Here is a 26,324-nt window from a genome sequence, read left to right as displayed (position 1 = left end):
ATGACGCTGCCGCCAGGAACACCTGATCTGGAGGTGCTCGACCTGCTGGTCTCCGTCGCGGAGTCGGGCAGCCTCGGCGCGGCCGCGCGCAGGCACGGCATCAGCCAGCCCGCCGCGAGCATGCGGATCAGCGCCCTGGAACGACGGCTACGGCTACGGCTGCTGGATCGCGGGCCCACCGGGTCGGCGCTCACCGACGCGGGGCGCTCGGTCGTGGAGCACGCGCAAGCCGTGCTCGACGCGGCGCGGGCCTTCGGCGCGGGTGTGGCCGCGCTGCACGCCGCTCAGGTGCCACACCTGCGGATCGCCGCGTCGAAGACCATCGCCGACCATCGCATTCCGCAGTGGCTCGACGCTTTCCGCGAGTCCTATCCGGAGGTGGCGGTATCCCTCGAAGTCGACAACACCCGGCATGTCGAGGAACTGGTCCGCAACGCCAGGGCGGACATCGGTTTCGTGGAGGGACCGCACCCGCCGCCCGGACTCGGCAGCCGAGTGCTCGGCGCCGACGATCTGGTTGTCGTGGTCGCGCCCGGCCACCGGTGGGCACACCGCCGACGGCCGGTGACATTGCGCGAACTCGCGACCACTCCCCTGCTGTGGCGCGAGCCTGGATCCGGCACCCGCGACACGGTGTGGGAAATCCTGGGCGCGGAGTGCCAGCCTGCCCGCCCGGCCGCCGAACTGGGCTCGGCGGCGGCGATCGTCGCGTCGGCGCGGGCCGGAGTCGCACCCGCGGTGCTGAGCCGGTTGATCGCGGCGCCCGATCTGGACAGCGCGGCCCTCGTGGAGGTGCCCACGGCCGACTCCGTCGTGCTCACCCGGGAATTCCGTGTCATCTGGCGTCGGCAAGCTCCTCCGTCTGGTCCCGCGGAAGCGCTGGCCCGGTGCGCCGCGGACGGCGGCGTGGCGCGCAACCGGTGAAGCACTCGGTCCGCGCACACGGGCACCCACCCGGCCGACGGGCAAGGAATGACGCCGCGTCGGCGGCCGACCGCGTCCTTCGGCCGGAAATGTCAGGTGGGCACTACGTCGCGAACAGTCGAGAATGGGTGCCATGACGGCCTGGCATACCGACGGCGCGACAGCGACAGCGCCCAGCGCGCGACCGGACGTGAGTCGGTCCGAGCCGCCCGTGCGCACGGATCCGGTCTGGTACGCCGCGTACGGCTCGAATATGAGTCTGGCCAGGCTGCGGACCTATCTTCGCGGTGGCAAGCCCGCAGGCGGAACACTCACGCTGCCCGGCTGCCGCGACAACGCCGACCCGATCCGCTCGACGCCCCTCCTGCTCCGGGGCGTGCTGTATTTCGCCACCGAATCGTTGACCTGGACCGGCGGCCGCGCTTTCTACGACCCCGACTGCCCGGGCGAGATGGCCGTGCACGCCCACTTGCTCACCACCGCCCAGTTCTCCGACATCGTGGCGCAAGAGATGTATCGCGCCCCGGGGGCGGACATGGATCTCAGCGAGGCGATCGCGCAGGGGACGATGACTCTCGGCCCGGGACGCTACGAAACGTTGGTCTGCGCGGGAACGCACGCCGGGTACCCGGTGCTCACCTTCACCGCCCCGTGGCGTTGTCGCGACGTTCGGGGCAATCCGCCCGCCGCCGCCTACCTGCGGTATCTGGCCGCGGGCCTGCGCGCGGCACACGGCTGGTCCGCCCGCGCGACTGCGGGTTATCTCGCCACTCGGCCCGGCGCCGACCGGCGCTGGACCCCCGAGACGGTCCATGCCCTGCTCGGCGACGATGAAGTGGTGCGCCGAACCTATGAGGAGACCGCCCCCGCCCACGCACCGACCGGCGATTCGTCCTCGGAGTCCCGGTAGCTGCGGGCGACCAACGCCGCACGCAGGTACCACACCCCGGATGCCTGCGCGGGGTCGAAACCGGTGAGCTGGCCGATGCGCTTGAGCCGGTAGTCCACGGTGTTGGTGTGGATGTGCAGCGATCGCGCCGTGCGCTGGCGATTGAGATTCGTGCCGATATGACGTTTGAGCGTCTCGAGTAGTTCGGGGTGCTCGTCGAGTGGGTCGAGCAGTGTGCGCAGGGTTTCCAGTCCGGGTCCGGGCCGGGTGAGCTGATATTCGAGCGCGAGGTCGTCGAAGCGGAACAGTCCGCGGGTCCAGCGCAGCCGTTGCACCATGTCCAGCAGCTCGTGCGCGCGGTCGGCGGCCGTCGGCACTTCGACCGGGGTCGCGGCGATCACCGTCGCGACGATCGGCACCTGCGCGGCGCGGCCGAGACTGTCCACCAGTTCGTCCAGCGACTTGTCCTCCGGCGACGCGGACGGTAGCAGGATGGTGCCGCCGTCGACGCTGAGCAGCGACAAGACCGATTCACCGCAGCGGGTGGCGAGTTCGGATTGCACCCGGCGCAGCTTCCGCCGCGCGACCACCGCACCGTCGAGATGCGGGTTGCGCTCCTCCGGGTGCGGCGGAATCGCCAGGGCGACAACGGAATACGAGTCGGAGATCTGGATGCCGCATTCGCGGGCCATGGTGAAGGTGGGGTGCCCGCCGAGCAGGGCCGAAGCGAGGGTGTGCGCGGCCGTGTGGTGCTCGCCGACCACGGCGCGCAACTCGGTCACATAGGCCCGCGAGACGGTCGAGGTGATGGTGTCCAGGATCTCCAGCAGGCGGCGGCTGATCTCCTTGAGACTGTCGAAGTCCGCGGCGGTCGCGTTCGCCACGATCAGGTCGAAGCCGAGCTTGAATCCCTCGTGCACGGCGTGGTGGATGGTGTCGATCGGAATGCCTTCTCGCGCCCAGCCCGCCGCGGCGTTGCGCAGCAGGAGGGTCTTCTCCGGGATGTCACTGCCGTCGAGCATGCTGACGGCCAGTTCCAGACACAGGCGGGTGATGTTGGTGATGTCGCCGTTGAGCGCCTCACCGGGGAGCGTCCGGCAGTGCGCGACGGTCTCGATGAAATGGCCGACCATCTTGCGCGACAGATTCCGCACGTCCCGCAGTGAAGAACTGGCCGGGCGGCCCGACAGGGTCAGATCCGGGCCTGCCGAATCGGTGATGGACATGTGACTCCTTCCCTCCCCGATCGCGGAAAGTACTCCACGGTAACTTGACCGGGTCGGCGTGCCGAGGTCCGAGCCTCCGGTTGGGGACACCACCCGAAACGGGCGACGCGCGTCTGTGAAGCCTCACAAGTCGTAATCGCGCGGTCGAATTCTTTCGATCCCCGTCGTAACGTCGGTGGCAGCAGGGTCGCCGCGCGGAGGGAGGGCCATGAACATCGGCCCGCACGAAGAAGATCGGGACATCACCGAAGTGTCCGCGAGATTCACTCGTGGCGCCCATCGCGGCGGTCCCGACGCGCTGATCAGAATGGGCTTGGAACTGGCCCTCGTCCTGGTCGACGCGGCCGAGGCGGCGGGCAGTCTCGCGCTGGGCCGGTTCGAGCACGCGGCGACCCGATGCGCCCAGGCGGGCATCCCGATCGAAGCGGTGCACGCCGTCCTGCGCGACAGCGTCGACGCGGGCCTCGCCGCACCCGCCACGGATTCCCCCGGACGGCGCACCGCGCGCGATCGGGTCGAGCCCGGCGTGCTCAGCGAATTCCTGGAGACGCTGAACTCGGTGGTGGCGCGCAGTTACGCCAACTGAGCGCGGCCGACGCACCGGCCGCCGCTCACAGCGCCGCTACGAGCGCGGCGCTCTCCAGCGCGCATCCGTGGCCGATGGTGATGCCGGAGCCGCCGTGGCCGTAGTTGTGGACGACGGGCGTGCCGGGTAGCACGGCGGTGTCGAGTTCCACGCGGACTTCCCGGCGACCGGGGCGCAGTCCCACCACGGCGTCCAGCACCGCACTGCCGTCGAGCCCTGGGACCAGATCGCGGCAGCGCCGCAGGATAGATCGGGTGAGGTCGGGGTCGGGCGCGGTGTCCCACTCGCCGGTGTCCAGCGAACCGCCCAGGACGCAGTCGTTCGCCCGGGGATGGACGTAGGCGCGACCGAGCGGATGGGCTTCGTCGCGGACCGACACCGACAGCCCGGGGTTCGCGACCCGCACGATCTGGCCGCGGATCGGATACGTCTCCGGGTCGCCCACCAACTCGGCGGCTCGCAGACCGGCACAGTTCACCACGACGTCCGGCGACAGGTCCGCGAGATCATCGAGGCTCCGCACAGCACGCGGGACGCGACGCGCGCCTGCCGCGTCCACCTGCGCGCTCAAGAACGGCAGGTAGGTCGGCATCTCCACCAAAGGAACTTCGAAACGGAATCCGAATCCGTAGCCCGGAGGCAGGTCCACCCGATCGGCCTGCCGGAACGAGCGCACCGACCGCGACCACGCGGGAATCGCGGGCTCGTCGCGATACAGCGCCATGGACGCGCACATCCGCACACCCGGCGCTTCCGCGGCGGCCAGCGCCGCCAAGTGCTCGAAAGTCGTCTCGCTCCAGGCCAGCACGCGATCGGCGGGACCGGCGGCCGTCGGAAACCAGACCGCCGCGGCCAGGAAGGACGTCGTCGCCGTGATCGGCTCGGCGCTGACGACGATGACCTCGTGCCGGGCTCGGAGCAGTTCGGCCGCGGTGGACAGACCCGAGATGCCCGAGCCGAGGACGACGATCCGCATGGGAGCGAGAGTATCGAGCCCTACCCGCCCAGCGCTGTTCCCGCAGCACCGCCCATGGGAGGCGCGGATCGATCAGTCGGCATCGTCGAGCGATGTGACACCGGTCGTCCTGGCCACCACCGGCCACTGCGGCCCGGCACAGGCCGCGGCCACGGTACTGCCCTCCGCGAACCCGCCCCGGCTCTCGCCGGTCCCGGCCATGTCCACCCGGGGACCGGCCGCCTCGGCCGAGCCGATCAACACACAGTTCCAGTTCTCCGACGGCGGCTGGCTGCCCACCGCGATGGCGCCCTCCTCCTGGCTGTCCGCCGACAACGTAGGTCCCGGGGCGGCCACCCCCGCGCCAGCAGCGGCGACGATCACGGGCGCAGCCCCGGTAGCGGCGACACGTGCAGCGATCCGAAACATGCGACAACTTCTTCTCCTGCGGCCCCCGTCGTTCGCGTCGCCGCCCTCCGGCCGTTCGAACCGCGTCGAAGCCGACCGGCAACTGATCGGCGAACGCGACTCGTTCGGTTGACTAGCCCGTCGGCCCGTGGGTAATGCCAATCCATGGACGATGGGCGGCTGACCATCGGGGTGGAAGAGGAGTTCCTGCTCGTCGACCCGCGCACCGGCGAACCGCTGGCACGCAATGTCGAGGTGGCGCGTACCGCAGAGGAACTCGGCATCGACCTGCAACTCGAACTCACCCGTTGTCAGGTGGAGACCAGCACCGCGGTCCACACCGATATCGGCGCACTGCACCAGCAGTTGCGCGACCTGCGCCGCGGCATCGCCGCATGCGCCGAGCGCAACGACGCCCGCCTGCTCGCGGTCGGCATCCCGCCCACCGTCCCGCACGAGTTCCCGGTCACCGACACCCCGCGTTACCAGCGCATCGAGGAGAACTTCGGCATGCTCGCCCACGAGCAGGGGCTGTCGGGCTGTCACGTGCACATCGGCATCCCCGACGTCGAAACCGCGATCCAGGTCAGTAACCACCTGCGGCCGTGGTTGCCGCAACTGCTCGCGATGACCGCGAACTCCGCCATCTACCGCGGCACGGAAACCGGCTTCGCCAGCTGGCGCAGCATCCTGTGGCGGCGCTGGCCCAGCGCCGGACCACCTCCGTACTTCGAATCCGCGCGGCATTACGAGGCGATGGTCGCGATGATGCTCAACAGCGGCAGCATCCTGGACAAGCAGATGGTCTACTGGGACGTCCGTCCCTCGGTCTCGTTCCCGACCGTCGAGATACGGGTCAGCGACATTCCGGCCACCGTCGAGGAGACCGCGCTCTTGGCCGCGCTGGTGCGCGCCGTCGTCGTGATGGCGGAGAGATCGCTGGCGGCGGGGCAGCTCGCGCCGCAGGTGCCCGCGGAGATGTTGCGGGCGGCGTACTGGAAGGCAGCGCGTTCGGGGCTGGCCGGAGACGGCGTCGATCCTCGTGACGGCACGGTGGCGCCCGTGCGCGACCTGCTGTGCCGGCTGATCGACTACGCCGCGCCCGCGCTGGAGGACGCGGGCGACCGCCGATTCGTCGACGAGGCGTTCGGCCGCCTGCTCGCGCGCGGTAACGGCGCGCACCGACAGATCGCGGCGCTGCGGGCGCGCGGAGAGATCGACGACGTCGTCGAGGAGGTGGCGCGCGCGACCCTCGACGGCTGCGACCAGCCGGGAAGTTCCCGCGCGACACCGGCGACCGGAGCGCCGCTCAGCTGAGCGCGACGGTGGCTATGCGCTGCGTGGTCGGCCGCGCTGGTCCGCGCTCGGACTCGAATCATCGATCGCCCGCAGGATCTTCGACTCGAGGGTGGGTGGCGGATACACCGCGGCGGTCGCGCTCAGTGCCGCCAACGTGTCCCGGATACGCCGCACCGCGCCGACGAACGCCGCTGCGGTGCCGGATTCGGCTGTCGCGACCCGGTTTTCGATGCGCCTGCGCTCGATCTCGGCCACCGCGTCCATCGCGTACGGGTACGCCAGATCGAGCAGATTCGCGCGACACGGCTCGGCGCCGGTCATCGCCGGTCACCTTCGACCGACCCGACCGGCAGCCCTGGGTGCGCCGATCGCGGCCTCGCCGCGACCTCGACGCGCGAGCGGAACGCCGACTCCGCAGGCGTACGACCATGCGTGGATGGACCCGCACCGCGGTCTCGGCGCACCTGCCTCGTGCCAACCCGCATGCCTTGACTTCGCGGCGCACCGTCTCGCGGATTGGATTCTCGCCATATTCGAGCCGAAAACGGGTACGCTCCTCGTCCGCCGAAGTCGTTCCTATGGTTTCGGCCCGGAACGTCGGCGGACGCGCCAGAGGCCGCCGCGCCCGCTCTCCGACGCAGAGGAGTCACCGATGCGCACCGAGCTCCGCGACGAGCGTGGCGTCCCGCTCGAACACGTCACCGTGGCGCTCGGCTGGGATCCGGCCGCCCGTTCGCGCTTCTTCGGCCGGCGCGAGGAGATCGATCTCAACGTTGCGGCCTTGCTCTTCGCCGCGGACCGGCTCGTCGACGTCGTGTACCACGAGCAGCTCAGCTCGACCGACGGGGCCGTCCGCCTGCACGGCGACAGCATCACCGGAGAAGGCGAGGGTGACGACGAGATCATCAGCGTCGATCTGTCCCGCCTCGCCGCGCAGGTGACGACGGTGTTGTTCCTCATCACCTGCTACACCGGCCAGACCTTCGAGCGGATCGCGAACGCGTACTGCCGAGTGATCGACACCGTTGCGGGCGCCCAGCTCGCCCGCCACGAGCTGACCGGCGGCGGCTCGCACACCGGCCTGGTGCTCGGTCGAGTGCGTCGCACCGAGGGCGCCTGGCACTTCCAGGACGTCGGCGCGGGCTTGCGGGCGCGGCACCCGATCGAGGCGATTCCGCAGCTCGGCCCGTACATCGAATGACCTCGTAGCGATTCGGCTTGCGCCGCAATGGCTTCGGTTTCATCGCGAGCTACGGTCTGGCGTCGGCCGCTTCGCGCGTCGCACACCCCTCCCCCGCCGGACCGGCCGCGGCGTCCGATTGGAATTCGGACGCGCGGGTAGTCGCCGGGCAGGAGGTGTGACATGCCGAAGGAGGTCTCATGACCGGGACGACACAGGTTCGCCCGCCCGCGAACGCACGGTCGGTCAGCGAACTGGTCGAGGACGCCACCACCCAGGTGTCCCGGCTCATCCGCGACGAACTCCGGCTCGCTCGCGTCGAGATGCGGGAGAAGGGCAAACGGTTCGGCCTCGGAGCGGGCCTGGCGGGCGTGGCGGCGCTACTGGCGTTCTACGGCGGGGCGGCGTTGGTCGCCGCGGCGGTGCTCGGCCTCACCGAGGTGCTGCCGGGCTGGGCGTCCGCGCTGATCGTCGCGGGCGCGCTGCTGGTGGTCGCGGCGGTGCTCGGTCTGGCCGGGAAGAAGAGCGTCGAAGAGGCGAATCCGCCGATCCCGCAGGAAGCGGTCGAGGGCGTTCGCGAGGACATCGAGGTGATCAAGGACAGGAGGCGGGGATGAGTGACAGCCGACCCGGGGCCGACCGGCCCACCGACGACGTCGCGGCCCTGCGGCGCGACCGCGACCAGGCCAGGGCGGATCTCGGCCGCACGGTCGAAGAGCTGGGCCACAAACTCGATGTGCCCGCGCGCAGCAAGGAGAAGGCGCACGACGCCGTCGAGGCGACTCAGCACGCGGCGTCCGAGGCGGCGCTCACCGTCGCGGACAAGGCCCAGCAGGCCAGGACGGGCGCGGCCGACCTCGTCCACCGAGTGGCGGCGGCCACACCGGAGCCGGTGGCCGAACGCGGCAGGCAGGCCGGTGGCGCACTGCGCGCCCATCCGATTCCCACTGCCCTCGGCGCGGCGGTGCTCGCGGCCGTGGTCTGGCAGATCGTGCGGAGGCGGCGATGAAGACGCTCTACAAACCACTCGGCCTGCTGATCAGCGTGCTCGGCGGCCTCGCGGCGAACGCCGTGTTCACCAAGGTGTGGAAGCAGATCACCGGTGAGCGGCAGGCCCCGACGTCGACCGCGCGGGATCATTCCTGGCGCGAGGTGCTTTTCGCCGCGGCATTGCAGGGCGCGGTTTTCGGCCTGGTCAAGGCCGCGATCGACCGCGCGGGCGCGACGGGCTACGAATCGCTCACCGGCACTTGGCCGGAATAACGCGGCGCATCGCCGCAGCTCGAAATCACTGCCGCCGTGACTCGACATTCTCGAGTCACGGCGGCAATTCGGTGTGCGTCTGCATCCCGCCGTCATCACGAAGCCGCACCCGTCACCGAGGTCGATCGTCCGCCTCGGCGGTGCACGACGGGCATGCTTCGTCGCGCCGCTGATGGGGATCGGCCCCCTTCAGGTCGGCTCTTGTGTCACAGCTCCCCCGAGCCACGATCGGGGCAGCCGTCGGACCGGCGCAACGAGCTTGTCCGGCCGCACGAGACCGCCTGGTCGGAGGCGCGAGCGGGCGCACAGTGTGATTAGCGCACGACGGGATGGGGTAAGTTGGCCGCGGAGTGGTCGCTCTCTGCGCCGAGAAACCGTGCGCAAGAGACGTGAACCGGAGCGGAGGTCGACGTGGCGTACTGCCGAGGACGCGTCGCCGGCACGGGAGGTGGATTGTGAGTTCCGAAAGCGCGCCCCGGGCGCTGGAGGTCGAGGTGCGGTCGGCGGAGGACACGGTCGTCGTCACCGTGCACGGCGAGATAGACATGGCGTCCGCGCCGCGCTTGCAATCGGCTCTCGACGAGGCGCTACGCGACGCACCCGCCGCCGTCGTGGTGGACATGACCAACGTCGGGTTCCTCGGCTCCGCCGGGCTGAGCGTCCTGCTGGCGGCCTCGGAAGCCACCGGCTCCGGTGGCTTGCGCGTCGTCCCCAGCGACGCCGCGCGCAGGCCGATCGAGGTCACCGCGCTGGACCGGTTGCTCACGGTGTTCGACTCGGTCGAGGACGCGCTCGCGGTGAACGAGACCCAGGCGCCGAACTGAGCTTCCCGGCACCGCATCGGTGCCGCTCAGCCCGCGACGCGGTTTCGACCCCGTGTCGCCGGGTATGTGACCGGTCGTCGGCACCGTGTCGACCTGAGCGCACCGGGAGGAGGCCGTATGGCAGAAACCCGCGAACACCGATTGGTGGGAGTGCCCGCGGTGGCGGCGTTGGCGGATCTCGGATTCGCCTCGGTCGCCTCGGGTGTCATCGCCCGGCGCAGGCCGGTGCTGGGCCTGCTGGAACGCACCGGAGCCGATTCCAGGGCGATCGAGCGCGTGCGGCAGTTGCGGCGCGAGTTCGGCGCCGGCCCGGTCGAGCTCGTGGTGCCGGGTCGCCGGATCGTGGTCGTTCTCGATCCGCATGACGTGGGACGGGTGCTGGCCGACGCGCCGACGCCGTTCAGTCCGGCGAATCGGGAGAAGCGCGCCGCGTTGCGCCAGTTCCAGCCGCACGGCGTCCTGCTCTCGGAGGGACCGATACGCGACCAGCGCCGCGCCGTGAACGAGGCCGCGCTGGACTCGGCCGAGCCGCTGCATCGCCTGGCCGGTCCGTTCGCCGAGGCGATCGCGGAGGAAGCGCGCGAGTTGATTCTGTCCGCCCTGCACCGCGGCCACCTGGACGCGCGGCAGTTCACCACGCGCTGGTGGCGGCTGGTGCGGCGAATCGTGCTCGGCGAGCGAGGACGCGACGACACCGTGCTCACCGACGAACTCTCCCGGCTGCGCTCGGCGGGCAACTGGTCGTTCCTCGCGCCTGCGCATCGCAGGCAGCGCGACCAGTTCACCAATCGGCTGTACCGCCACGTGGAGTCCGCTTCGCCGGACAGTCTCGCCGGAGCGTTGGCCGCGGTGCCCGCGGGCGGCGCCACCGATCCGGTCGGGCAGATACCGCACTGGTTGTTCGCCTTCGACGCGGCGGGCATCGCGCTGAGCCGGGCACTGGCGGTGCTGAGCACTCACCCCGAGCACCAGGCCCGCGCACTCGCCGACGCCGTCGATCCGGAACGCGTCGACCTGCGCGGTTATCTGCGCGCCTGTGTCCTCGAGTCGGTGCGGCTGTGGCCGACCACACCCATGCTGCTGCGCGACATCACCGCCGACACCGAGTGGCGCGACGGCGACGAGCGCTTCACCATCGCCGCGGGCGCCGCGCTGATGATCGCGGTCCCCGCGTTCCACCGGGATGCCGAACTGCTGCCCTTCGCCGACCAGTTCGTCCCGGAGATCTGGCTGGACGGCCGCGCGGAGCGGTACCCCCAACTCGTGCCGTTCAGCGCGGGCCCCGCCGACTGCCCCGGCCGCAACCTGGTGCTGTTCGTCACCAGCACGCTGCTCGCCCACCTGCTGACCTCGGCCGACTTCCGGCTGCGGTCCACGCCGCGCCCGAATCCGGACGCGCCACTGCCGGTGACCTTGAACAATTTCGGGCTCGACTTCACCGTCGAGCCGTGCATGACCCAGGCGGGTTAGGCGTACCTCCGCCTTCGCTCCGGCCATGCGCAGGCTGAAGACGGACTACGTCCGACAGGACCCATTAGGCGTACCTCCGCCTTCGCTCCGGCCATGCGCAGGCTGAAGACGGACTACGTACGTCCGCCCATGCCATTAGGCGTCGAGATGGCGATCGGCCGCGCCACCGGACCGATACCGGGAGCGGGCCGATCGCACAGTTCACGCGGAAGTACTACCGGACCGCGCCCGCGACACCGCCGATGAGGCCGCCGAGCACGCAGCCGGGGAACACGCCGATGATGAGGAAGATCAGGCCGACCACGGCGCCGATGGCGCAGCCGATCAGCACGCCGCCCAGGGCACTCCCGGCATCACCGACGAACTGCGGCGCACCCGGCTCCGGAATGGCGGCGCCGACCGGAGTCAGGGTCAAAGTCGTTGCGTCCGCGTTGATTTCCGGAGCAACCGCGACCTGCTGCCCCATCGCGGATCGCAGAGTGGTCGGCACCGTCGCCACCACCTCGCCGTCCGGCGCGAGCACGGTGATCACGTCCGGTGTGACGGCGAACGTGCCGGAGGCGAGCGTCAGCGTCGCGCTCGACCGGTCCGGCGCGACGACGACGGAGGAGGCCACGGCGTCGTCGCCGAGCGCGGGATCGTAGATTTCGGCCTGCCCGTAGGCGGTAGCCGCCGTGACGCCGGTGGTGGCAATGGTCAGCAGCGTGGTCGCTACCAATTTCCTGAACTTCATGAGCTTTCCCATCCTCAGCAGAATCGATCTGTCGTTACCTGGGTACAGCCATGGAACATCAGCGATTATAGACGTTACACATCACTGCTTCGGACAGTTGGTATGCCCAAGATGCCCTGCACGACAGCGCATTTCGTGACGAATCCGGAAAATGGGATGGCGGACCCTACTCCAGCTCCCCTTCGGTCTCCAGGTAGACCTGCCGCAGCCGATCGATCGTGTCCTGTTCGGGACGTTCCCACAGTTTCCGCTCGGCCGCCTCCAGCAACCGCTCGGTGATCCCGTGCAGCGCCCAGGGATTGGACTGCTCCATGAACTTTCGGTTCGCCTCGTCGAAAACGTAGCTCTCCGTCAGCTTTTCGTACATCCAGTCGGCCACCACGTTGGTCGTGGCGTCGTAGCCGAACAAATAGTCGACGGTCGCGGCCATTTCGAACGCGCCCTTGTAGCCGTGCCTGCGCATGGCTTCGAGCCAACGAGGGTTCACCACCCGGGCCCGGAACACCCGTGCCGTCTCCTCCGACAACGTCCGGGTGCGCACCGCGTCCGGGCGTGTGCTGTCGCCGATGTAGGCCTCCGGGTTCTTGCCGGTCAGCGCACGCACCGTGGCCACCATGCCGCCGTGGAACTGGAAGTAGTCGTCGGAGTCGGCGATGTCGTGCTCGCGGGTGTCGGTGTTCTTGGCCGCCACGCCGATCCGGCGATACGCGCCGCGCATGTCCTCCGCGGCGGGCGCGCCGTCGAGATCGCGCCCATAGGCGTAGCCGCCCCAGGTGGTGTAGACCTCGGCGAGGTCGTCGTCGGTGCGCCAGCTCTTCGCATCGATCAGCTGCAACAGGCCCGCCCCGTAGGTGCCGGGCTTGGAACCGAAGATGCGGGTGGTGGCGCGGCGCTGGTCTCCGTGCTCGGCGAGATCGGCCTGGGCGTGCGCGCGGACGTAGTTGTCCTCGTGCGGCTCGTCCAGATCGGCGACCAGGCGAATCGCGTCGTCCAGCAGGGCGAGCACGTGCGGGAAGGCGTCGCGGAAGAAGCCGCTGATGCGCACCGTGACATCGATTCGGGGGCGGCCGAGTTCCGCGAGCGAGACCACCTCGAGCGTGCGGACGCGGCGACTGGCCTCGTCCCAGACCGGCCGCACGCCCAGCAGTGCGAGCACTTCGGCGATGTCGTCGCCGGAGGTGCGCATCGCGGAGGTACCCCAGATCGACAGACCCACCGACCGCGGGAATTCACCGTGGTCGGCGTGGTAGCGCTCCAGCAGGGATTCCGCCATGGCCTGCCCGGTCTCCCAGGCCAGCCGGGACGGCACGGCCTTGGGATCGACCGAGTAGAAATTGCGCCCGGTCGGCAGGACGTTGATCAGGCCGCGCAACGGCGACCCGCTCGGGCCTGCCGGGATGAACCCACCGTCGAGCGCGTGCAGGACGCGGTCGATCTCCACGCCGGTCTGCCGCAGGCGCGGCACCACCTCCGTGGCCGCGAACCGCAGCACCAGGCGCACCTGCGGGTCGTCGGCGATACCGTCGACCGCCTCCGGCGACCAGTCCGCCGCCTGCAACGCCGCGACCAACGCGCGGGCACGCGCCTCCACGGCATCCACGCGCTCACGCGCCTCGCCTCCCGACTCGTCGAGGCCGAGGGCTTCGCGCAGGCCGGGCACGGTGCGCTCGCCACCCCACAGCTGACGCGCGCGGAGCATGGCCAGCACCAGGTCGAGTTCGCTCTCCCCGGCCGGAGCCGAGCCGAGAACGTGCAGGCCGTCGCGGATCTGCACGTCCTTGATCTCACACAGCCAGCCGTCGACGTGCAGCAGCATGTCGTCGAAGGATTCTTCGTCCGGACGCTCGGTGAGGCCGAGGTCGTGGTCCATTTTCGCGGCGCGCATCAGCGTCCAGATCTGCTGACGGATCGCGGGCAGCTTGGCCGGGTCCAGGGCCGAGATGTTGGCGTGCTCGTCGAGCAGCTGCTCCAGTCGCGAGATGTCGCCGTAGGTTTCGGCGCGAGCCATCGGCGGGATCAGATGGTCCACCAGGGTGGCGTGCGCGCGTCGTTTGGCCTGGGTGCCCTCGCCGGGATCGTTCACCAGGAACGGATAGATCAGCGGCAGATCACCGAGAGCGGCATCGGTGCCGCAGGAGGCCGACATACCCAGCGTCTTGCCGGGCAGCCACTCCAGGTTCCCGTGCTTGCCCAGGTGCACCATCGCGTCGGCGCCGAAACCCTCGGGCGCGCTGAGCCACCGGTAGGCCGCCAGATAGTGGTGGCTGGGTGGCAGATCAGGGTCGTGGTAGATGGCGACGGGGTTCTCGCCGAAACCGCGCGGCGGCTGCACCATGAGCACCACGTTGCCGAAACGCAATGCGGCGATGACGATCTCACCGGCCGGGTCGGCGGAGCGGTCGACGTAGAGTTCGCCCGGCGGCGGGCCCCACGCTTCGACGACGGCCTCGCGCAGGTCGCCGGGCAGGGTGTCGAACCAGGCGGTGTAGGTCGCCGCGCCGATGCGGATCGGGTTCCCCTCCAGCTGTTCGGCGGTCAGCCAGTCGGGATCCTGGCCTCCGGCGGCGATCAGGGCGTGGATGAGCGCATCCCCGTCCTGTTCGTCCAAGCCGGGAATCTCGCCGGGTTCGCCCAGATCGTAACCGGCGGAGCGCATTTCGGTGAGCAGGCGAATCGCGCTGGCCGGGGTGTCCAGACCGACGGCATTGCCGATGCGGGCGTGCTTGGTCGGGTATGCCGACAGCATGACGGCGATGCGCTTGCGTTCGGCGGGGATGTGACGCAGCCGCGCGTAGCGCGTCGCGATGCCCGCGACACGGGCGGCGCGCTCGGCGTCGGGGACGTAGGTGGACAGGCCGTCGGCGTCGAATTCCTTGAACGAGAACGGGACCGTGATGATCCGCCCATCGAATTCCGGCACCGCCACCTGGGTGGCGACGTCCAGCGGTGACAGCCCGTCGTCGTTGGCCTCCCACTGGGCGCGGCCCGTGGTCAGGCACAGTCCTTGCAGGATGGGCACATCCAGGTCGGCGAGCGCGCCGACATCCCACATCTCGTCCTCGCCACCCGCGGACGCGATGGCGGGCTTGGTGCCGCCCGCGGCCAGGACCGTCACCACCAGCGCGTCGGCGCGGCGCAACGTTTCGAGCAACGCGGGTTCGGCGGTGCGCAGCGACGCGCAGTACAGCGGCAGCGCCCGCGCGCCCGCCTGTTCGATCGCGGTACAGAGGGCGTCGACGTAGGCGGTGTTGCCCGCCAGATGCTGGGCGCGGTAGTAGATCACCGCCACGGTCGGCCCATCGGGATGCTCAGCGGCGACCCGATCCAATTCGCCCCAACTGGGCAACTGGATCGGCGGCTCGAAGCCGTGGCCGGTCAGCAGCACGGTGTCGGACAGGAAATTGTGCAGCTGGCGCAGATTCTCCGGGCCACCGGCGGCCAGGTAGTTGTGCGCGTCGGCCGCGACGCCGCCCGGGACGGTGGAGCATTCCATCAATTCGGCGTCCGGGGCGATCTCGCCGCCGAGGGCGACGAGCGGGATCCCGCTGGCCCGCAGCGCCTCCAGCCCGTCTTCCCAGGCCCGCTTGCCGCCGAGAATGCGCACGATCACCAGATCGGCGCCGTCGAGCAGGCCGGGCAGGTCGTCGACCAGCAGGCGAGCCGGATTTCCCCACCGATAGTCGGCTCCGCTGGCGCGGGCACTGAGCAGATCGGTGTCGGATGTGGACAACAGCACAATCACGGGTGGCAGCCTTCCTCGGGTGACGCGCCCATCGGGGGGGTTCGCTGCTCGCCGGGGAGGGTCTGGCTTTCCACAGTGGCGCGACCGCACCGGACTTTCACCGGTTTCCTCGTCGTCCGCCGAGCACGCCGATGCTACCTGCCGTCCGGATCGTCCTCGTCCACGCGCCCCGCTCGATCAGCCGCGACGGTCGCGGTCGCTCGCCCTGGCTGCCGAGAAGTCGTCCACGAGTCGTGCGCAGTCGGCGGTGCCGATAGGTTCGAGCCCGACCAGCCTTGCGAAGACGATCGGGCCGACGAGCTGGGTCAGCGCGAACGTCACGTCCGGATCGCCGAGTTGGGCGCGCACGTCCGGATCGCCGAAGAGCTGGTCGAACGGCTTGCGGTACTGCTCGATGAGCCGCCTGCGCAGCCCGCCGCCTGCCTGCTGAGCAATTCGATCAGCCGTTGCCGCAGCGGACCGGCGGGCGGCGCCTCGATCACCGGTCTGTTCGTCTTCGCGGCTGCCTCGGCGGCCCCGGCGCTGCTGCACACGCCCGGCTGGTTGATCGCGGGCCGGACGGCGGCCGGGGTGGGCGCCGCTCTCGTCATGCCCTCGACGCTGTCCCTGATCACCGCCGGATTTCCCGAGTCGCGCCGGGGCGATGCCGTCGGGCTGTGGGCGGGTGTCGCCGGTGCGGGCGCGGTGCTGCAGGTCACCGAGCGGATCGGCCCGCAAGCCGCGCCCCTGGCCGACTTCGCCGAATCGGCCTCCGTGCACGTCGCCCAGCAGTCCGCGCTGGCGCTGGGCATTGTCACCTTCGTCGCCGCGGCCCTGATCCGGGTGTGGGCGCCGGGGCGCTCACGCGCGACGACGAAACCGGCGCCGACTCGACCGGAGACGCAACCGACGACGACACCGTGACGACCGCGCGCCGGTGACACCTGCACGACCGACCACACGACGGCCGTGCAGGATTCGCGCCGGACCTAGACCAGGTCGGCGTTCCCGTCGATCACCTTGAGGTGGTAGTGGAACCGGTTGACCCGCCACCCCTGCGATGTGCGCTCGACGCCGAGGGAGTAGCTGCCGACGAAGGTACGGGTCTTGCCCTCGGTCGCGGCATTCTTGACGTGCACCGCGATGGCGTCCGCGTGCACGCGCGCCGCGTCGCCGTCCAGATCGATGAGATGGTTGCCCGACTGGTGGTGCACCCCGTCGAGGTCGGCGAGCCCGGTGCGCCAATCCGCGATGATGTCGGCGGTGGCACGCTCCCCGACCGGCCCGCCGAAACCACCGTCGAAATCGACGGTCGGCGTGAACACCTCCGCCGACAAGTCTTCCCAGCGCTTCTGGTCGGTGTACACGAACATCTTGGTGATCACATCGACGATGGCGAGCCGGTCGGCGAGAGTGGAAATTTCGGACATACGCCGACCTTAGTCGGCGGGCCCGCCCTATGCCTTGCGGACCACCCCGCCGAGCAGCACCAGCCCGGTTTCCGGCAGGTCGTCGCCGAGCCACTGTTGCAGGGGAACCACACCGGGCTCGAGTATCTCGAACCCCTCGAAGAACGACTCGACCACGGCCGCAGACCGATAGACCACCTGGGCCGAGGATTTGGCGGTATCCGACGACGACTGGTCGATGAAGTCCGAATTGCTGTCGTCGGAGCCGTGCGTGAACGCCAGATAGCTTCCCGGAGTCATGATTTCCCGCAGCCGAGCGACGATCTCGGCCGGGCCTTCGTCGTCCATCACGAAATGCAGGACCCCGACGAGCGTGATCGCGACCGGCTCGTCGAAGTCGATCGAACCACCGCTGCGCAGCCGGTCGATGATGTCGTCCGGACGGCGAACGTCACCCAGCATCGCCGTCACCCCGTCCGCTTGCGCCAGTAGGGCATTGCAGTGCGCGTAGACGACCGGGTCGAAATCGACGTACACCACCCGCGCCGACGGGTCGGTCTTGTGGGCGACCTCGTGCACGTTCGGTGACGTCGGGATACCCGCGCCCAGGTCGATGAACTGCCGGATCCCCGCCTCGGCGGCCGACTGGACCGCACGCACCAGGAACTGGCGACTGAACCAGGCCAAGGTTCGGGTATCCGGGGCGATGGACAGCATGCGGTGCGCGACCGCCCGGTCCACCTCGTAATTGTCTTTGCCGCCCAGGAGATAGTCGTATACCCGCGCGGAATTCGGCAGGTTCGGATCGACGCCCCGCGGTGCTCGCTCCATGCCGGACACCGTACCTCCCGATCGCCCCGAGTCATGATCCTAACAAAACAGTCGCGGGCCGTCGCCTCGGTTCTCGGCCCTGGAAAGATACGCGCGTATCGAATGACATTGCGGGGAAGGTTGTTTCACGCAATGTCGAGCACGCACGCGCGCACGGACTCACTCGCCGCTCGCCCCGCCCGCCGCTAGCAACTCCGTTCGCGCCATCAGCTCGTCCGCCACCGGGCGGGGACGGCGACCCAGACCACACGCGCAAGCGAGGCCGTCGATCGGACGGCCCAGCGCGTTCTCGATGATCCGCAATGTCTCCGTCTGCTGTGCCGCGGTAGGAACGTCGTGCACGAACCCCGCGTAGAAATTCGTACCGGCATCGAGAGCCAATTTCGCCAAAGGCGCATAGAATTCGGCTTTCTCCGATGGAGGTACCTCGCCCGCCGCGAGCGGACCGTGCACGTATTCCAGGACGCGCCCCCGCGGCCAATGGCCGACGACGGAATTGGCCAGATCGACCAGCGGCCGGGCATCGCGCAACCGGCCTCGTGCCTTGTTGCGCAAACTGCCGAGGCACAGATGCACCCCGAAACGGGTACCTTCGGGGGCGGCCGCGGCCAGGGCCGCGATCCCCTCCCCCAGCCCAAGCACCCGATCGGTCAGCCGGTGCAACGGCTGTGACTTCGCCATGAGCACCAGTTCCGCGGTGGCTTCCAGCTGCACGACGACGTCGTCACCGGCGAGCTCGCGAATAGCCGTGATGTCCCGCACGGTGGCGTCGAGGAAGGCGCGTCGATGCCGCCGCACGCCGGCGGCTCCCATCGCGATGAACGTCAGCGTGAAATCGGTCGGCATGCCGATCTGGAGTGCGAGACCGGGCAGGTCGCGCTCGGCGCGCAGTGCGCGAAAGATCGGCAGCGCCTCCTCGGCCTCGCCGAGATAGCCGAGATCCATGGCTTCGCTGGGCAATTCGACGCCCCGCGCGACGCGGTGGATCGTCCGCTGCCTGCTCGAGCCCCACGTCCCCTGCTTCTTCACCGCCAGGACCCCTTGGTCGACCAGGTCTTCGATGATCGGCTGGATGTAGAACTCGTAGCGCCGGGTCTCCCCCGTCGGCAGGGTACGCAGTCGCGTCCCCGCACTGTCCAGCATGGCCCGCATCGCGACGTCCGTGCTTTCGGCCGGAAAACTTCCGACGAAGTGCACCGTCCGCGTACCCGCCCCTTGTCCCGTCGCACCCACGTTTCCGCGCTCCTTGTCCATCGCGTCGTCCCGGACATCCGCTGTCCCGAAGCGATATCGGGCGCGGCCGAGTACACGCGTGCGGCATCAACTATGCGATAGCCACGGAACATTGTGCGCGGTATCGCCATTCGCCGGGCAACCAGCGGCACGATCCGCCGGGACTGGCGGCATACGGCCATGGGTAGCACTCGCGATCGACGGCGTTCACGAATATCCGGAGCCCGTTGGCGTCCGAGGCAGCAAGTGGGCCCCACACCGAAAACGCCTGCTGGAAAATGTTTTACGGACGCCACGCGTGATCGGATCCGGCGTCCGCGGGTATTGCGCGCGGCGAAGTTCACGCATAGCCTGCGTCGCGTGCGAACCTCGCTACGGTCGATCGCCGTGTCCGCGGCGGCCATACTTCTCTGCCTGACACCGAGCACTGCCCACGCCGAGGACGCCGCGCCGGGTCGTTGCACAGCGGTCTCCATCCCCGTTCCGCTCGGAGAGATGGCCGGATCCTTGTGCACCCCCACGGCGCGCGCCACCGACACCGTCATGGTCCTGATCGCGGGTTCCAACTACAACGCCACGTACTGGGATTTCCCCTACGCTCCGGAGACCTACAGCTTCCGGCGGGCGATGAACGCCGCGGGCATCGCGACGCTGGTGGTCGACCGGCTCGGCAACGGTGCGAGCACCCGCCCACCGAGCACGCAGGTGACGGCGACGGTCTCCGCCCGCGCCCTGCACGACATCGTCCGGTCCCTGCGCGCCGGACTGGCGGGCGCGCCCCCGTTCGGCAAGGTCATCACCGGAGGTCATTCCCTCAGCTCGGGCATCGATGTTCTGGAGGCGACCACCTACCAGGACGTCGACGGCGTCCTGCTCACCGGTTACTCCCACGCGCTCAACGTGTCCGAGGTGCTCGGCGTCATCTCCACCTACCACCAGGCCGCCGAGGATCCGCAATTCGCCGGGCGCGGTTACGACGCGGGCTATCTGGCGACGCGGCCCGGTACCCGCGCGGCCGATTTCTTCGCTCCCGAGACGGCCGACCCCGAAGTTCTCGCGGTGGACGAAGCCACCAAGGAGGTCTTCTCGCCGACCGAGTATCCCGACGGCCTGACCTCCACCCTTCCCCCGATGAGCAACTTCATCAATGTCCCGGTTCTCGTCGTCAACGGCAGTCGGGACCGGCTCTCGTGCGGCCCCGCGTACGCCGTCTGCGCGGATGCCGAGACATTGCGCGCCACCGAAGCGCCGTTCTTCGGCCCGGCGGCGCGACTGCGCACCTTCGTGCTGCCCGGCAGCGGGCATTCGGTCAATCTGGCGCGCAACACCGCCGAATACCGGGCCGCCGTCGTCGACTGGGTGCGTTCGATCGGGCAGTGACCGGCCGTTCCGCCCGGCAGTCGCGACCGTAGGCTGGAGTCGCTATGACACGACGTGCTCCTGATTCCTGCCCGGGCGTACTGCGGCTGCACGAGGCGGCCGACGGGCCGTTGGCCCGGATCCGCGTGCCCGGCGGTCGTCTGGAGCCCGCACAGCTACAGGCACTGGCGGAGGCCGCGCACGACCTGGCGGACGGCAACATCGAGCTCACCTCGCGCGGCAACGTCCAATTGCGCCGGGTGAGCGATGCCGCAGCGTTGACCGACCGGCTCGTGGCCGCGGGTCTCCTGCCGAGCGCCACGCACGAACGGGTGCGCAACATCATCGCCTCGCCGCTGTCCGGCCGGATCGGCGGCCTGGCGGACGTGCGCCCGCTGGTTCGCACGCTGGACACCGGCCTGCTCGCGGCGCCGCGGCTGGCCGACCTGCCCGGCCGGGTGCTGTTCACCCTCGACGACGGACGCGGGGATGTCAGCGGCCTCGGCCCCGACATCGGCGTGCACGCGGTCGGGGCAGACGAGTTCGCGCTGCTGCTGGCGGGCGGCGACAGCGGCCTGCGGCTGTCCGCAGCCGACGCTGTGGACGTCATACTCGCCGCCGCGCACGCATTCCTGGATCTGCGCGGCGCGGACCCCGGCCGGTGGCGGCTGCACGAGATCGAACACGGCGCCGAACGCGTCGTCGATCGCCTCGGCTCGGCACCGAGCGCCGATGAACTCGAATTCCCCGCCACACCGGACATTCCGATCGGCTGGCTGGAGCAGGACGACGGATCGGTCGCCCTCGGCATGGGCGTTCGCCTCGGCTCCCTGCCCGCCCGCACCGCCGAATTCCTCGCTGCGGTCGAACGACCGGTCTTCCTCACGCCGTGGCGCAGCCTGGTGGTCACCGACCTGCCGGAGTGGACCGCCGAGCAGGTGGTGCGCGTGCTCGCGCCGATGGGCTTGATCTTCGACGCCGACTCGCCCTGGCTGCTGGTCAGCGCCTGCGCCGGGCAGCCGGGCTGCGCGAAGTCGCACACCGACGTCCGAGCCGACGCGGCGGACGCCGTCGGCGCAGGCCGGGTGCTGCCGGGACCCGCCGATCCGCTCGACCTCCCGCGGACGATGTCCGCCGCGGAGGTCGCGGTGGCCGGCCGCCAGCACTGGTCCGGCTGCGATCGTCGCTGCGGCCGTCCCCGGGGGGAGGTCACCGACATCGTCGCCACGAGCGAGGGTTATCGCGTCGACCGGCCGCCCCGCGTTCCCTGAGATTCCGGCAGGTCACCCGCCATGGATCTCGAGGGTGCAGCATTTGACGGAGCCACCGGCTTTGAGCAGCTCGGACATCTCGATCCCCACCGGATGGTAGCCACGGGCACGCAGGGCTTCATTCAGGTCGGTGGCCGCGCTGCTGAGGAAGACGTTCGCGCCGTCGCAGACCCCGTTCAGCCCGAGCACCGCCGCGTCCGCGTCGGTGGCCACGATCGCGTCGGGGTAGAGCTCCGCCAGCACCGCGCGCGCCGCAGGGCTGAAGGCGGGCGGGTAGTAGGCGATGGTCGTGGCGTCCAGCGGAAGCAGCACCGTGTCCAAGTGGTAGAAGCGCGGATCGACCAGTTCCAGTGACACCACGGGCAGACCGAAGTGGCGCGACACCTCCTCGTGCGCGGCAGGTGAGCTGCGGAATCCCGTTCCGGCCAGGAGCCGGTCGCCGACCAGGAGGAAGTCGCCTTCGCCTTCGTTGCATTCCGCGGCGGCCACCAGGTTCGCCACGCCGGACTGGGCGAACCAGGCGTGGTAGGCCGGGCCTTCCGCGGCACGCTCAGGGTGCGTGAAGCGAGCCGACATGGCGCGGTCGCCGACGATCAACCCGCCGTTGGCGGCGAACACCATGTCGGGCAGGCCCGCGACACCGGGCACCACCTCCACGGTGTGCCCGTGTTCGGCGTAAGTGGCGCGCAATCTCTCCCACTGCGTGATGGCCAGCGAGCGGTCGACGGGCTCGGCGGGATTCATCCAGGGATTGATGGAGTAGGTGACGTCGAAGTGGTCGGGACGGCACATCACGAACCGGCGCGGGGACGAACGGCGGGCGGTGGACTCGAGGGGGAGGGTGGCTACAGACGTCAACGGAACTCCCGGCAGTGAGCGTGGACTTTCAGCTGTCATGACGGTAAGTCGCCTAGCATTGCGCTAGAAATGACGATTCATTGCGTATGGAAGGCGAAAATCAGCGAATTGTTGCGCAAGGCGAGAGAAGGTGTGACGTGGACGACCTCGACCGGCGGATTCTCGAGCAATTGCTGAAGAATGCGCGGGCTTCGTTCCAGGAGATCGGCGGCGTGGTCGGATTGTCCGCGCCCGCGGTGAAACGGCGAGTCGACCGGCTGGTGGCGGGCAAGCAGATCACCGGGTTCACCGCGCTGGTCAATCCCGCCGCGCTGGGCTGGAAGACGGAGGCGTACGTCGAGGTGTACTACCGCGACAACATCTCCCCGGCCGAACTCAAACGCAGTCTCGAACCGATCCCGCAGGTGGTCGGCGTGTGGACGATCGCGGGCGAGGCCGACGCGCTGGTGCACGTGATGGCCACCGACATGGCCGAGATCGAGGTGACCGTGGAACGGATCAGGGAGAACGCGCGCGTCGGGCGTACCCGCAGCGCCATCGTCATGTCCCGGATTCTCGAGCGTCCGCGGACCTGATCCGGCGGCCCCGCCCCCTCGGTGTCCGGCCGCCGGGCCCGGGATGCGAAGCGCCCGACCCGGACCGATCTGTCCGGACCCGCACCCATATGGTGGACCGCATGTCCGACGTACGTGCCAGCTATCTGACCGACGGGGCCGAGATCTACCGTCGCTCGTTCGCGACGATCCGCGCCGAGGCCGATCTGAGCGGATTCCCGCCGGACGTGGCGCAGGTGGCGGTGCGGATGATCCATGGCTGCGGTCAGGTGGATCTCGCCGCGGACATCGCCTTCTCCCCCGGCGTCGTCGCCTCGGCGCGGGCGGCGCTGCGCGCGGGCGCGCCGATTCTCTGCGATGCCACCATGGTTGCCTCCGGCGTGACCAGGAAACGACTGCCCGCCGACAACGAGGTGCTGTGCACCCTCGCCGACCCGCGCGTGCCGGAGTTGGCCGCCGCCAGGGGCACGACCCGCTCCGCCGCCGCGCTCGAACTGTGGCGCGACCGTCTCGACGGCGCCGTCGTCGCGATCGGCAACGCGCCCACGGCGCTGTTCCATCTGCTCGACCTGCTCGACGCCGGAGCGCCCCGGCCCGCCGCCGTGCTCGGCATCCCGGTCGGCTTCGTCGGCGCGGCCGAATCGAAGGACGCGCTGATCGAGTTCGGCGGCGTCGAATACCTCACCGTGCGTGGCAGGCGCGGCGGCAGCGCCATCACCGCGTCCGCGCTGAACGCGATCGCGAGCGAACAGGAATGAGCACTCCGGGCAAGCTGTGGGGCGTCGGACTCGGTCCGGGCGATCCGGAACTGGTGACGGTCAAGGCGGCCAACGTGATCGGCGCGGCCGACGTGATCGCGTTCCACAGCGCGCGCCACGGCCGCAGCATCTCCCGCCGTATCGCGGCGCCGTACATGCGCCCCGGCCAACTGGAAGAGCATCTCGTCTACCCGGTGACCACCGAGACGACCGACCATCCCGGCGGTTATCAGGGTGCGATCGACGAGTTCTACGAACAGGCCGCCGAGCGGCTGGCCGAGCACCTCGCCGCGGGCCGCTCGGTCGCGCTGCTCGCCGCGGGCGACCCGCTGTTCTACAGCTCCTATATGCACATGCACCGGCGGCTGGCCGACCGGTTCGAAGCCGAGATCATCCCCGGCATCACGTCCGTGAGCGCGGCGTCGGCGGCGCTGGGCACACCGCTGGTCGAAGGCGAGCAGGTGCTCACCGTCCTGCCGGGCACCATGCCGGTCGACGAGCTCACCCGGCGGCTGCGCAGCACCGACGCCGCCGCGATCATGAAACTGGGACGCACGTATCCCGGTGTGCGCCAGGCCCTTACGGATTCCGGCCGACTCGCGGGCGCGTACTACGTCGAGCGCGCGAGCACCACCGAACAGCGCGTGCTGCACGCGGGCGCGGTGGACGACGCCGAGGTGCCCTACTTCGCCATCACCCTCGTGCCGGGTCCCGAGCCGACCACGCCGCTGCCCCGCCTCGAAGAGAAGGCCGTTCAGCGTCACCGCGATGCGGAGGGACCCGGTGAGGTCGTGGTGGTGGGCCTGGGTCCTGGCGCGCCCGAGTGGACCACCGACGAGGTGCGCGCGGCATTGGCGGAGGCGACCGACCTGGTCGGCTACACCACCTATTTGAACCGAGTGCCCGAACGCCCGGGCCAGCGTCGTCATCCCAGCGACAACCGGGTCGAGTCCGAGCGCGCGGCCATGGCCTTGGATCTGGCCAAGCGGGGCGCGCGGGTCGCGGTCGTCTCCTCGGGGGATCCCGGCGTCTTCGCGATGGCGGCGGCGGTGCTGGAGGAATCCGCCGACCCGCAGTGGCGCGCGGTGCCGGTGCGGGTGCTGCCCGGGCTCACCGCGGCCAACGCGGTGGCCAGCCGGGTGGGCGCGCCGCTCGGGCACGACTACGCGATGATCTCGCTCTCCGATCGGCTCAAGCCGTGGGAGGTTGTGGCGCAGCGCCTTTCGGCGGTCGCTGCGGCCGACATGGCGATCGCGATCTACAATCCGGCATCCTCGCAACGCACCTGGCAGGTGGGCGCGATGCGGGATCTGCTGCTGGAGCATCGCAAGCCCGACACGCCCGTCGTCATCGGGCGCGACGTCGGCGGGCCCACCGAGTCGGTCCGGGTGGTGCCGCTCGGCGACCTCGACCCCGCGGAGGTCGACATGCGGACGCTGCTGATCGTCGGCGCGTCCACCACCACGGCGCTGGAAACCGGTACGGGCACCCGGGTCTTCACCTCCCGCCGCTACGGCCGCACGCGCGACGCGGCCGCCGGCGACGCGTAGTATCGCCTGACGCACCGAAGCAGGTCGGAGGGACCTTGGCCGCGACACTGTCGGAGCTGACGCTGCGCGCCCGAGCCTTGGAGGCCAGGGCCACCGCGAGCGAACAGGCACTCGACGAACAGGGCGAGGTCCTCAACGAACTCGCGGTGCTGACCAGGAAGACGCTCGACGGCATCGGCCGGATCGAACTGCGCGCGGAAACCCTCGGCGAAGCCGTCGGCGAGCTGCGCCAGGACGTCGGAGACCTGCGCGAGAATGTGGGCGAACTCAACCGCAGGGTGACCGTGCTCGAACAAGGACAGGTCCGTCTGGAACAGGGCCAAGCCGCGCTCGCTCGCGGCCAGGCGCAGCTCGAACAAGGACAGGCACGGCTGGAGCAGGGAATGGCGCAGGTGCTCGCCCGGCTCGACAAGCTGACCGGCGACGCCTGACCCACCCCGTTCCGGTAACATTCCATTATGGAATGTTGAGAGCGAAGGGAGCAGTCGTTGACCAACACCGCGACCAAGCGCAAACCACTGAACTCGACGGCGGCGTCGTTGCTCGGATTTCTGCACGAAGGCGCGATGTCGGGATGGGATCTGGTGACCGAGGCCCAGGAGCGCATCGGCGACTTCTGGACCATCACCCAGAGCCAGGTCTACCGGGAACTCGCCACCATGGACGCGGCGGGACTCGTCGAGAAGGGCGAGACCGGCGCCAGGGAGCGCACCCCCTACCACATCACCGACGCGGGCCGGGAAGCGTTCCTGGAATGGGTCGTCCGCGATCCCGGCGGGGAAACCATCCGGGTGCCGTTGCTGCTCACGCTCTCCTTCGGCGAGCATCTCGATCGCGATCGGCTCGACGGCATCATCGCCGCCAACCGGGAGATCCATCAGGCCCGGCTCACCCGGTATCTCGCCGAAGACCCGGAGGGTAAGACCGCATTCGCCCGCGCCACCTTGGATTTCGGGATTCGCTACGAGCGCACGGTGCTGGACTGGTTCGATCATCTGCCGGAAATTCTCGGCGGCTGATCTC

General features: G+C 69.8%; 28 protein-coding genes and 1 pseudogene. 18 read left to right on the top strand and 11 right to left on the bottom strand.

Features of this window, described 5'->3' with window-relative positions:
* Positions 1–924, top strand: coding sequence for a LysR substrate-binding domain-containing protein (locus ACIA5H_RS23025; RefSeq protein ID WP_397077302.1), 924 nt, complete (start codon positions 1–3; stop codon positions 922–924).
* A gap of 133 nt (positions 925–1,057) precedes the next feature.
* Entirely contained in the window at positions 1,058–1,834 is a 777-nt protein-coding gene (locus ACIA5H_RS23020; protein WP_397077301.1) for a histone deacetylase, read from the top strand.
* Here ACIA5H_RS23020 and ACIA5H_RS23015 read toward each other — a convergent pair.
* Positions 1,774–3,039: a PucR family transcriptional regulator gene (locus tag ACIA5H_RS23015; protein ID WP_397077300.1), complete on the bottom strand. Its 1,266-nt coding sequence runs from the start codon at positions 3,037–3,039 to the stop codon at positions 1,774–1,776. The genes ACIA5H_RS23020 and ACIA5H_RS23015 overlap by 61 nt on opposite strands.
* Positions 3,040–3,247: 208 nt before the next feature.
* Between ACIA5H_RS23015 and ACIA5H_RS23010 the strand changes: the two genes are divergently transcribed.
* A complete protein-coding gene (locus ACIA5H_RS23010) occupies positions 3,248–3,625 on the top strand; it encodes a hypothetical protein (RefSeq protein WP_355077627.1) in 378 nt (125 codons plus the stop codon).
* Positions 3,626–3,650: 25 nt separating this feature from the next.
* Here the strand turns inward: ACIA5H_RS23010 and ACIA5H_RS23005 are convergent, their stop codons facing one another.
* Both ACIA5H_RS23005 and ACIA5H_RS23000 read right to left on the bottom strand, forming a co-directional pair.
* Complete coding sequence (locus tag ACIA5H_RS23005; RefSeq protein ID WP_397077299.1) at positions 3,651–4,601, bottom strand: FAD-dependent oxidoreductase; 951 nt, start codon at positions 4,599–4,601, stop codon at positions 3,651–3,653.
* 72 nt (positions 4,602–4,673) lie between these two features.
* Positions 4,674–5,009: a hypothetical protein gene (locus ACIA5H_RS23000; protein ID WP_397077298.1), complete on the bottom strand. Its 336-nt coding sequence runs from the start codon at positions 5,007–5,009 to the stop codon at positions 4,674–4,676.
* 144 nt (positions 5,010–5,153) lie between these two features.
* Here ACIA5H_RS23000 and ACIA5H_RS22995 point away from each other — a divergent pair, with 144 nt between their 5' ends.
* Positions 5,154–6,305 carry a glutamate--cysteine ligase gene (locus ACIA5H_RS22995; RefSeq protein ID WP_397077297.1) on the top strand — a complete coding sequence of 384 codons (1,152 nt, stop codon included), beginning with the start codon at positions 5,154–5,156 and terminating at the stop codon, positions 6,303–6,305.
* Between the two features lie 12 nt (positions 6,306–6,317).
* Here the strand turns inward: ACIA5H_RS22995 and ACIA5H_RS22990 are convergent, their stop codons facing one another.
* Positions 6,318–6,608 carry a hypothetical protein gene (locus ACIA5H_RS22990; protein ID WP_397077296.1) on the bottom strand — a complete coding sequence of 97 codons (291 nt, stop codon included), beginning with the start codon at positions 6,606–6,608 and terminating at the stop codon, positions 6,318–6,320.
* Positions 6,609–6,939: 331 nt separating this feature from the next.
* On the opposite strand from ACIA5H_RS22990, the gene ACIA5H_RS22985 reads away from it, so the two are divergent.
* The 6 genes from ACIA5H_RS22985 (at position 6,940) to ACIA5H_RS22960 (ending at position 11,024) form a co-directional block, all read left to right on the top strand.
* The gene (locus ACIA5H_RS22985; protein ID WP_379251715.1) at positions 6,940–7,488 is read left to right on the top strand and encodes a TerD family protein; all 549 of its coding nucleotides are present in this window, start codon (positions 6,940–6,942) and stop codon (positions 7,486–7,488) included.
* 179 nt (positions 7,489–7,667) lie between these two features.
* Positions 7,668–8,084, top strand: a complete 417-nt coding sequence (locus ACIA5H_RS22980; protein ID WP_397077295.1) for a phage holin family protein — start codon at positions 7,668–7,670, stop codon at positions 8,082–8,084.
* Positions 8,081–8,476, top strand: coding sequence for a DUF3618 domain-containing protein (locus ACIA5H_RS22975; RefSeq protein ID WP_379251717.1), 396 nt, complete (start codon positions 8,081–8,083; stop codon positions 8,474–8,476). Before ACIA5H_RS22980 ends, ACIA5H_RS22975 begins: the two co-directional genes overlap by 4 nt.
* A complete protein-coding gene (locus ACIA5H_RS22970) occupies positions 8,473–8,730 on the top strand; it encodes a DUF4235 domain-containing protein (protein ID WP_355077613.1) in 258 nt (85 codons plus the stop codon). Before ACIA5H_RS22975 ends, ACIA5H_RS22970 begins: the two co-directional genes overlap by 4 nt.
* A gap of 455 nt (positions 8,731–9,185) precedes the next feature.
* Complete coding sequence (locus ACIA5H_RS22965; protein WP_355077611.1) at positions 9,186–9,554, top strand: STAS domain-containing protein; 369 nt, start codon at positions 9,186–9,188, stop codon at positions 9,552–9,554.
* A gap of 117 nt (positions 9,555–9,671) precedes the next feature.
* On the top strand, positions 9,672–11,024 hold the full coding sequence (locus ACIA5H_RS22960; protein ID WP_379251718.1) for a cytochrome P450: 1,353 nt from the start codon (positions 9,672–9,674) through the stop codon (positions 11,022–11,024).
* 214 nt (positions 11,025–11,238) lie between these two features.
* Here the strand turns inward: ACIA5H_RS22960 and ACIA5H_RS22955 are convergent, their stop codons facing one another.
* From ACIA5H_RS22955 to ACIA5H_RS22945, 3 genes are all read right to left on the bottom strand, one after another.
* Positions 11,239–11,757, bottom strand: a complete 519-nt coding sequence (locus tag ACIA5H_RS22955; RefSeq protein WP_379251719.1) for a hypothetical protein — start codon at positions 11,755–11,757, stop codon at positions 11,239–11,241.
* A 166-nt stretch (positions 11,758–11,923) separates the two neighbouring features.
* Positions 11,924–15,499, bottom strand: a complete 3,576-nt coding sequence (gene cobN, locus ACIA5H_RS22950) for a cobaltochelatase subunit CobN (RefSeq protein WP_397077294.1) — start codon at positions 15,497–15,499, stop codon at positions 11,924–11,926.
* Between the two features lie 177 nt (positions 15,500–15,676).
* Positions 15,677–15,847 (bottom strand): hypothetical protein, encoded by a 171-nt coding sequence (locus ACIA5H_RS22945; RefSeq protein ID WP_355077604.1) that lies wholly within the window; start codon positions 15,845–15,847, stop codon positions 15,677–15,679.
* Between the two features lie 129 nt (positions 15,848–15,976).
* Here ACIA5H_RS22945 and ACIA5H_RS22940 point away from each other — a divergent pair.
* Positions 15,977–16,195, top strand: a pseudogene (locus tag ACIA5H_RS22940) (MFS transporter); the annotation flags it as partial.
* A gap of 272 nt (positions 16,196–16,467) precedes the next feature.
* On the opposite strand, the gene ACIA5H_RS22935 reads toward ACIA5H_RS22940, so the two are convergent.
* The 3 genes from ACIA5H_RS22935 to ACIA5H_RS22925 form a co-directional block, all read right to left on the bottom strand.
* On the bottom strand, positions 16,468–16,908 hold the full coding sequence (locus ACIA5H_RS22935; RefSeq protein ID WP_355077603.1) for a nuclear transport factor 2 family protein: 441 nt from the start codon (positions 16,906–16,908) through the stop codon (positions 16,468–16,470).
* A gap of 27 nt (positions 16,909–16,935) precedes the next feature.
* Positions 16,936–17,718: an SAM-dependent methyltransferase gene (locus tag ACIA5H_RS22930; RefSeq protein ID WP_397077293.1), complete on the bottom strand. Its 783-nt coding sequence runs from the start codon at positions 17,716–17,718 to the stop codon at positions 16,936–16,938.
* 159 nt (positions 17,719–17,877) lie between these two features.
* The gene (locus ACIA5H_RS22925) at positions 17,878–18,951 is read right to left on the bottom strand and encodes a hypothetical protein (RefSeq protein ID WP_397077292.1); all 1,074 of its coding nucleotides are present in this window, start codon (positions 18,949–18,951) and stop codon (positions 17,878–17,880) included.
* 360 nt (positions 18,952–19,311) lie between these two features.
* Here ACIA5H_RS22925 and ACIA5H_RS22920 point away from each other — a divergent pair, with 360 nt between their 5' ends.
* A complete protein-coding gene (locus ACIA5H_RS22920) occupies positions 19,312–20,331 on the top strand; it encodes an alpha/beta hydrolase (RefSeq protein ID WP_397077291.1) in 1,020 nt (339 codons plus the stop codon).
* Positions 20,332–20,375: 44 nt separating this feature from the next.
* On the top strand, positions 20,376–21,581 hold the full coding sequence (gene cobG, locus ACIA5H_RS22915) for a precorrin-3B synthase (protein WP_397077290.1): 1,206 nt from the start codon (positions 20,376–20,378) through the stop codon (positions 21,579–21,581).
* Positions 21,582–21,593: 12 nt separating this feature from the next.
* Here cobG and ddaH read toward each other — a convergent pair whose 3' ends face one another.
* Positions 21,594–22,478, bottom strand: coding sequence for a dimethylargininase (gene ddaH / locus ACIA5H_RS22910; protein WP_397077289.1), 885 nt, complete (start codon positions 22,476–22,478; stop codon positions 21,594–21,596).
* Positions 22,479–22,576: 98 nt separating this feature from the next.
* Between ddaH and ACIA5H_RS22905 the strand changes: the two genes are divergently transcribed.
* The 5 genes from ACIA5H_RS22905 (at position 22,577) to ACIA5H_RS22885 (ending at position 26,320) form a co-directional block, all read left to right on the top strand.
* Complete coding sequence (locus tag ACIA5H_RS22905; protein ID WP_043726335.1) at positions 22,577–23,014, top strand: Lrp/AsnC family transcriptional regulator; 438 nt, start codon at positions 22,577–22,579, stop codon at positions 23,012–23,014.
* 101 nt (positions 23,015–23,115) lie between these two features.
* Positions 23,116–23,751 carry a precorrin-8X methylmutase gene (locus ACIA5H_RS22900; protein WP_355077592.1) on the top strand — a complete coding sequence of 212 codons (636 nt, stop codon included), beginning with the start codon at positions 23,116–23,118 and terminating at the stop codon, positions 23,749–23,751.
* Positions 23,748–25,301: a precorrin-3B C(17)-methyltransferase gene (cobJ, locus tag ACIA5H_RS22895; RefSeq protein WP_397077288.1), complete on the top strand. Its 1,554-nt coding sequence runs from the start codon at positions 23,748–23,750 to the stop codon at positions 25,299–25,301. Before ACIA5H_RS22900 ends, cobJ begins: the two co-directional genes overlap by 4 nt.
* Before the next feature lie 35 nt (positions 25,302–25,336).
* A complete protein-coding gene (locus ACIA5H_RS22890) occupies positions 25,337–25,732 on the top strand; it encodes a hypothetical protein (RefSeq protein ID WP_379251727.1) in 396 nt (131 codons plus the stop codon).
* A gap of 57 nt (positions 25,733–25,789) precedes the next feature.
* On the top strand, positions 25,790–26,320 hold the full coding sequence (locus tag ACIA5H_RS22885; RefSeq protein WP_355077587.1) for a PadR family transcriptional regulator: 531 nt from the start codon (positions 25,790–25,792) through the stop codon (positions 26,318–26,320).
* The last annotated feature ends 4 nt before the right edge of the window (positions 26,321–26,324 follow it).

Origin of the sequence: Nocardia sp. NPDC051900, assembly GCF_044452545.1 — a bacterium.
Taxonomy (GTDB): Bacteria; Actinomycetota; Actinomycetes; order Mycobacteriales; family Mycobacteriaceae; genus Nocardia; species Nocardia sichangensis.
Note: the sequence above shows the minus strand (reverse complement) of the source record. Positions and strands in the feature narration are given on the sequence as shown.

What these genes read in the sequence shown, in the direction of transcription:
- ACIA5H_RS23020 (WP_397077301.1), top strand. Translation starts at nt 1,058, where the DNA reads ATGACGGCCTGGCATACCGACGGCGCGACAGCGACAGCGCCCAGCGCG.
- cobG (WP_397077290.1), top strand. Translation starts at nt 20,376, where the DNA reads ATGACACGACGTGCTCCTGATTCCTGCCCGGGCGTACTGCGGCTGCAC.
- ACIA5H_RS22955 (WP_379251719.1), bottom strand. Translation starts at nt 11,757, where the DNA reads ATGAAGTTCAGGAAATTGGTAGCGACCACGCTGCTGACCATTGCCACC.
- ACIA5H_RS22935 (WP_355077603.1), bottom strand. Translation starts at nt 16,908, where the DNA reads ATGTCCGAAATTTCCACTCTCGCCGACCGGCTCGCCATCGTCGATGTG.
- ACIA5H_RS22985 (WP_379251715.1), top strand. Translation starts at nt 6,940, where the DNA reads ATGCGCACCGAGCTCCGCGACGAGCGTGGCGTCCCGCTCGAACACGTC.
- ACIA5H_RS23025 (WP_397077302.1), top strand. Translation starts at nt 1, where the DNA reads ATGACGCTGCCGCCAGGAACACCTGATCTGGAGGTGCTCGACCTGCTG.
- ACIA5H_RS22900 (WP_355077592.1), top strand. Translation starts at nt 23,116, where the DNA reads ATGTCCGACGTACGTGCCAGCTATCTGACCGACGGGGCCGAGATCTAC.
- ACIA5H_RS22970 (WP_355077613.1), top strand. Translation starts at nt 8,473, where the DNA reads ATGAAGACGCTCTACAAACCACTCGGCCTGCTGATCAGCGTGCTCGGC.
- ddaH (WP_397077289.1), bottom strand. Translation starts at nt 22,478, where the DNA reads ATGACAGCTGAAAGTCCACGCTCACTGCCGGGAGTTCCGTTGACGTCT.
- ACIA5H_RS23000 (WP_397077298.1), bottom strand. Translation starts at nt 5,009, where the DNA reads ATGTTTCGGATCGCTGCACGTGTCGCCGCTACCGGGGCTGCGCCCGTG.
- cobJ (WP_397077288.1), top strand. Translation starts at nt 23,748, where the DNA reads ATGAGCACTCCGGGCAAGCTGTGGGGCGTCGGACTCGGTCCGGGCGAT.
- ACIA5H_RS23005 (WP_397077299.1), bottom strand. Translation starts at nt 4,601, where the DNA reads ATGCGGATCGTCGTCCTCGGCTCGGGCATCTCGGGTCTGTCCACCGCG.
- ACIA5H_RS22930 (WP_397077293.1), bottom strand. Translation starts at nt 17,718, where the DNA reads ATGGAGCGAGCACCGCGGGGCGTCGATCCGAACCTGCCGAATTCCGCG.
- ACIA5H_RS22995 (WP_397077297.1), top strand. Translation starts at nt 5,154, where the DNA reads ATGGACGATGGGCGGCTGACCATCGGGGTGGAAGAGGAGTTCCTGCTC.
- ACIA5H_RS22975 (WP_379251717.1), top strand. Translation starts at nt 8,081, where the DNA reads ATGAGTGACAGCCGACCCGGGGCCGACCGGCCCACCGACGACGTCGCG.
- ACIA5H_RS22990 (WP_397077296.1), bottom strand. Translation starts at nt 6,608, where the DNA reads ATGACCGGCGCCGAGCCGTGTCGCGCGAATCTGCTCGATCTGGCGTAC.
- ACIA5H_RS22980 (WP_397077295.1), top strand. Translation starts at nt 7,668, where the DNA reads ATGACCGGGACGACACAGGTTCGCCCGCCCGCGAACGCACGGTCGGTC.
- ACIA5H_RS23010 (WP_355077627.1), top strand. Translation starts at nt 3,248, where the DNA reads ATGAACATCGGCCCGCACGAAGAAGATCGGGACATCACCGAAGTGTCC.
- ACIA5H_RS23015 (WP_397077300.1), bottom strand. Translation starts at nt 3,039, where the DNA reads ATGTCCATCACCGATTCGGCAGGCCCGGATCTGACCCTGTCGGGCCGC.
- ACIA5H_RS22960 (WP_379251718.1), top strand. Translation starts at nt 9,672, where the DNA reads ATGGCAGAAACCCGCGAACACCGATTGGTGGGAGTGCCCGCGGTGGCG.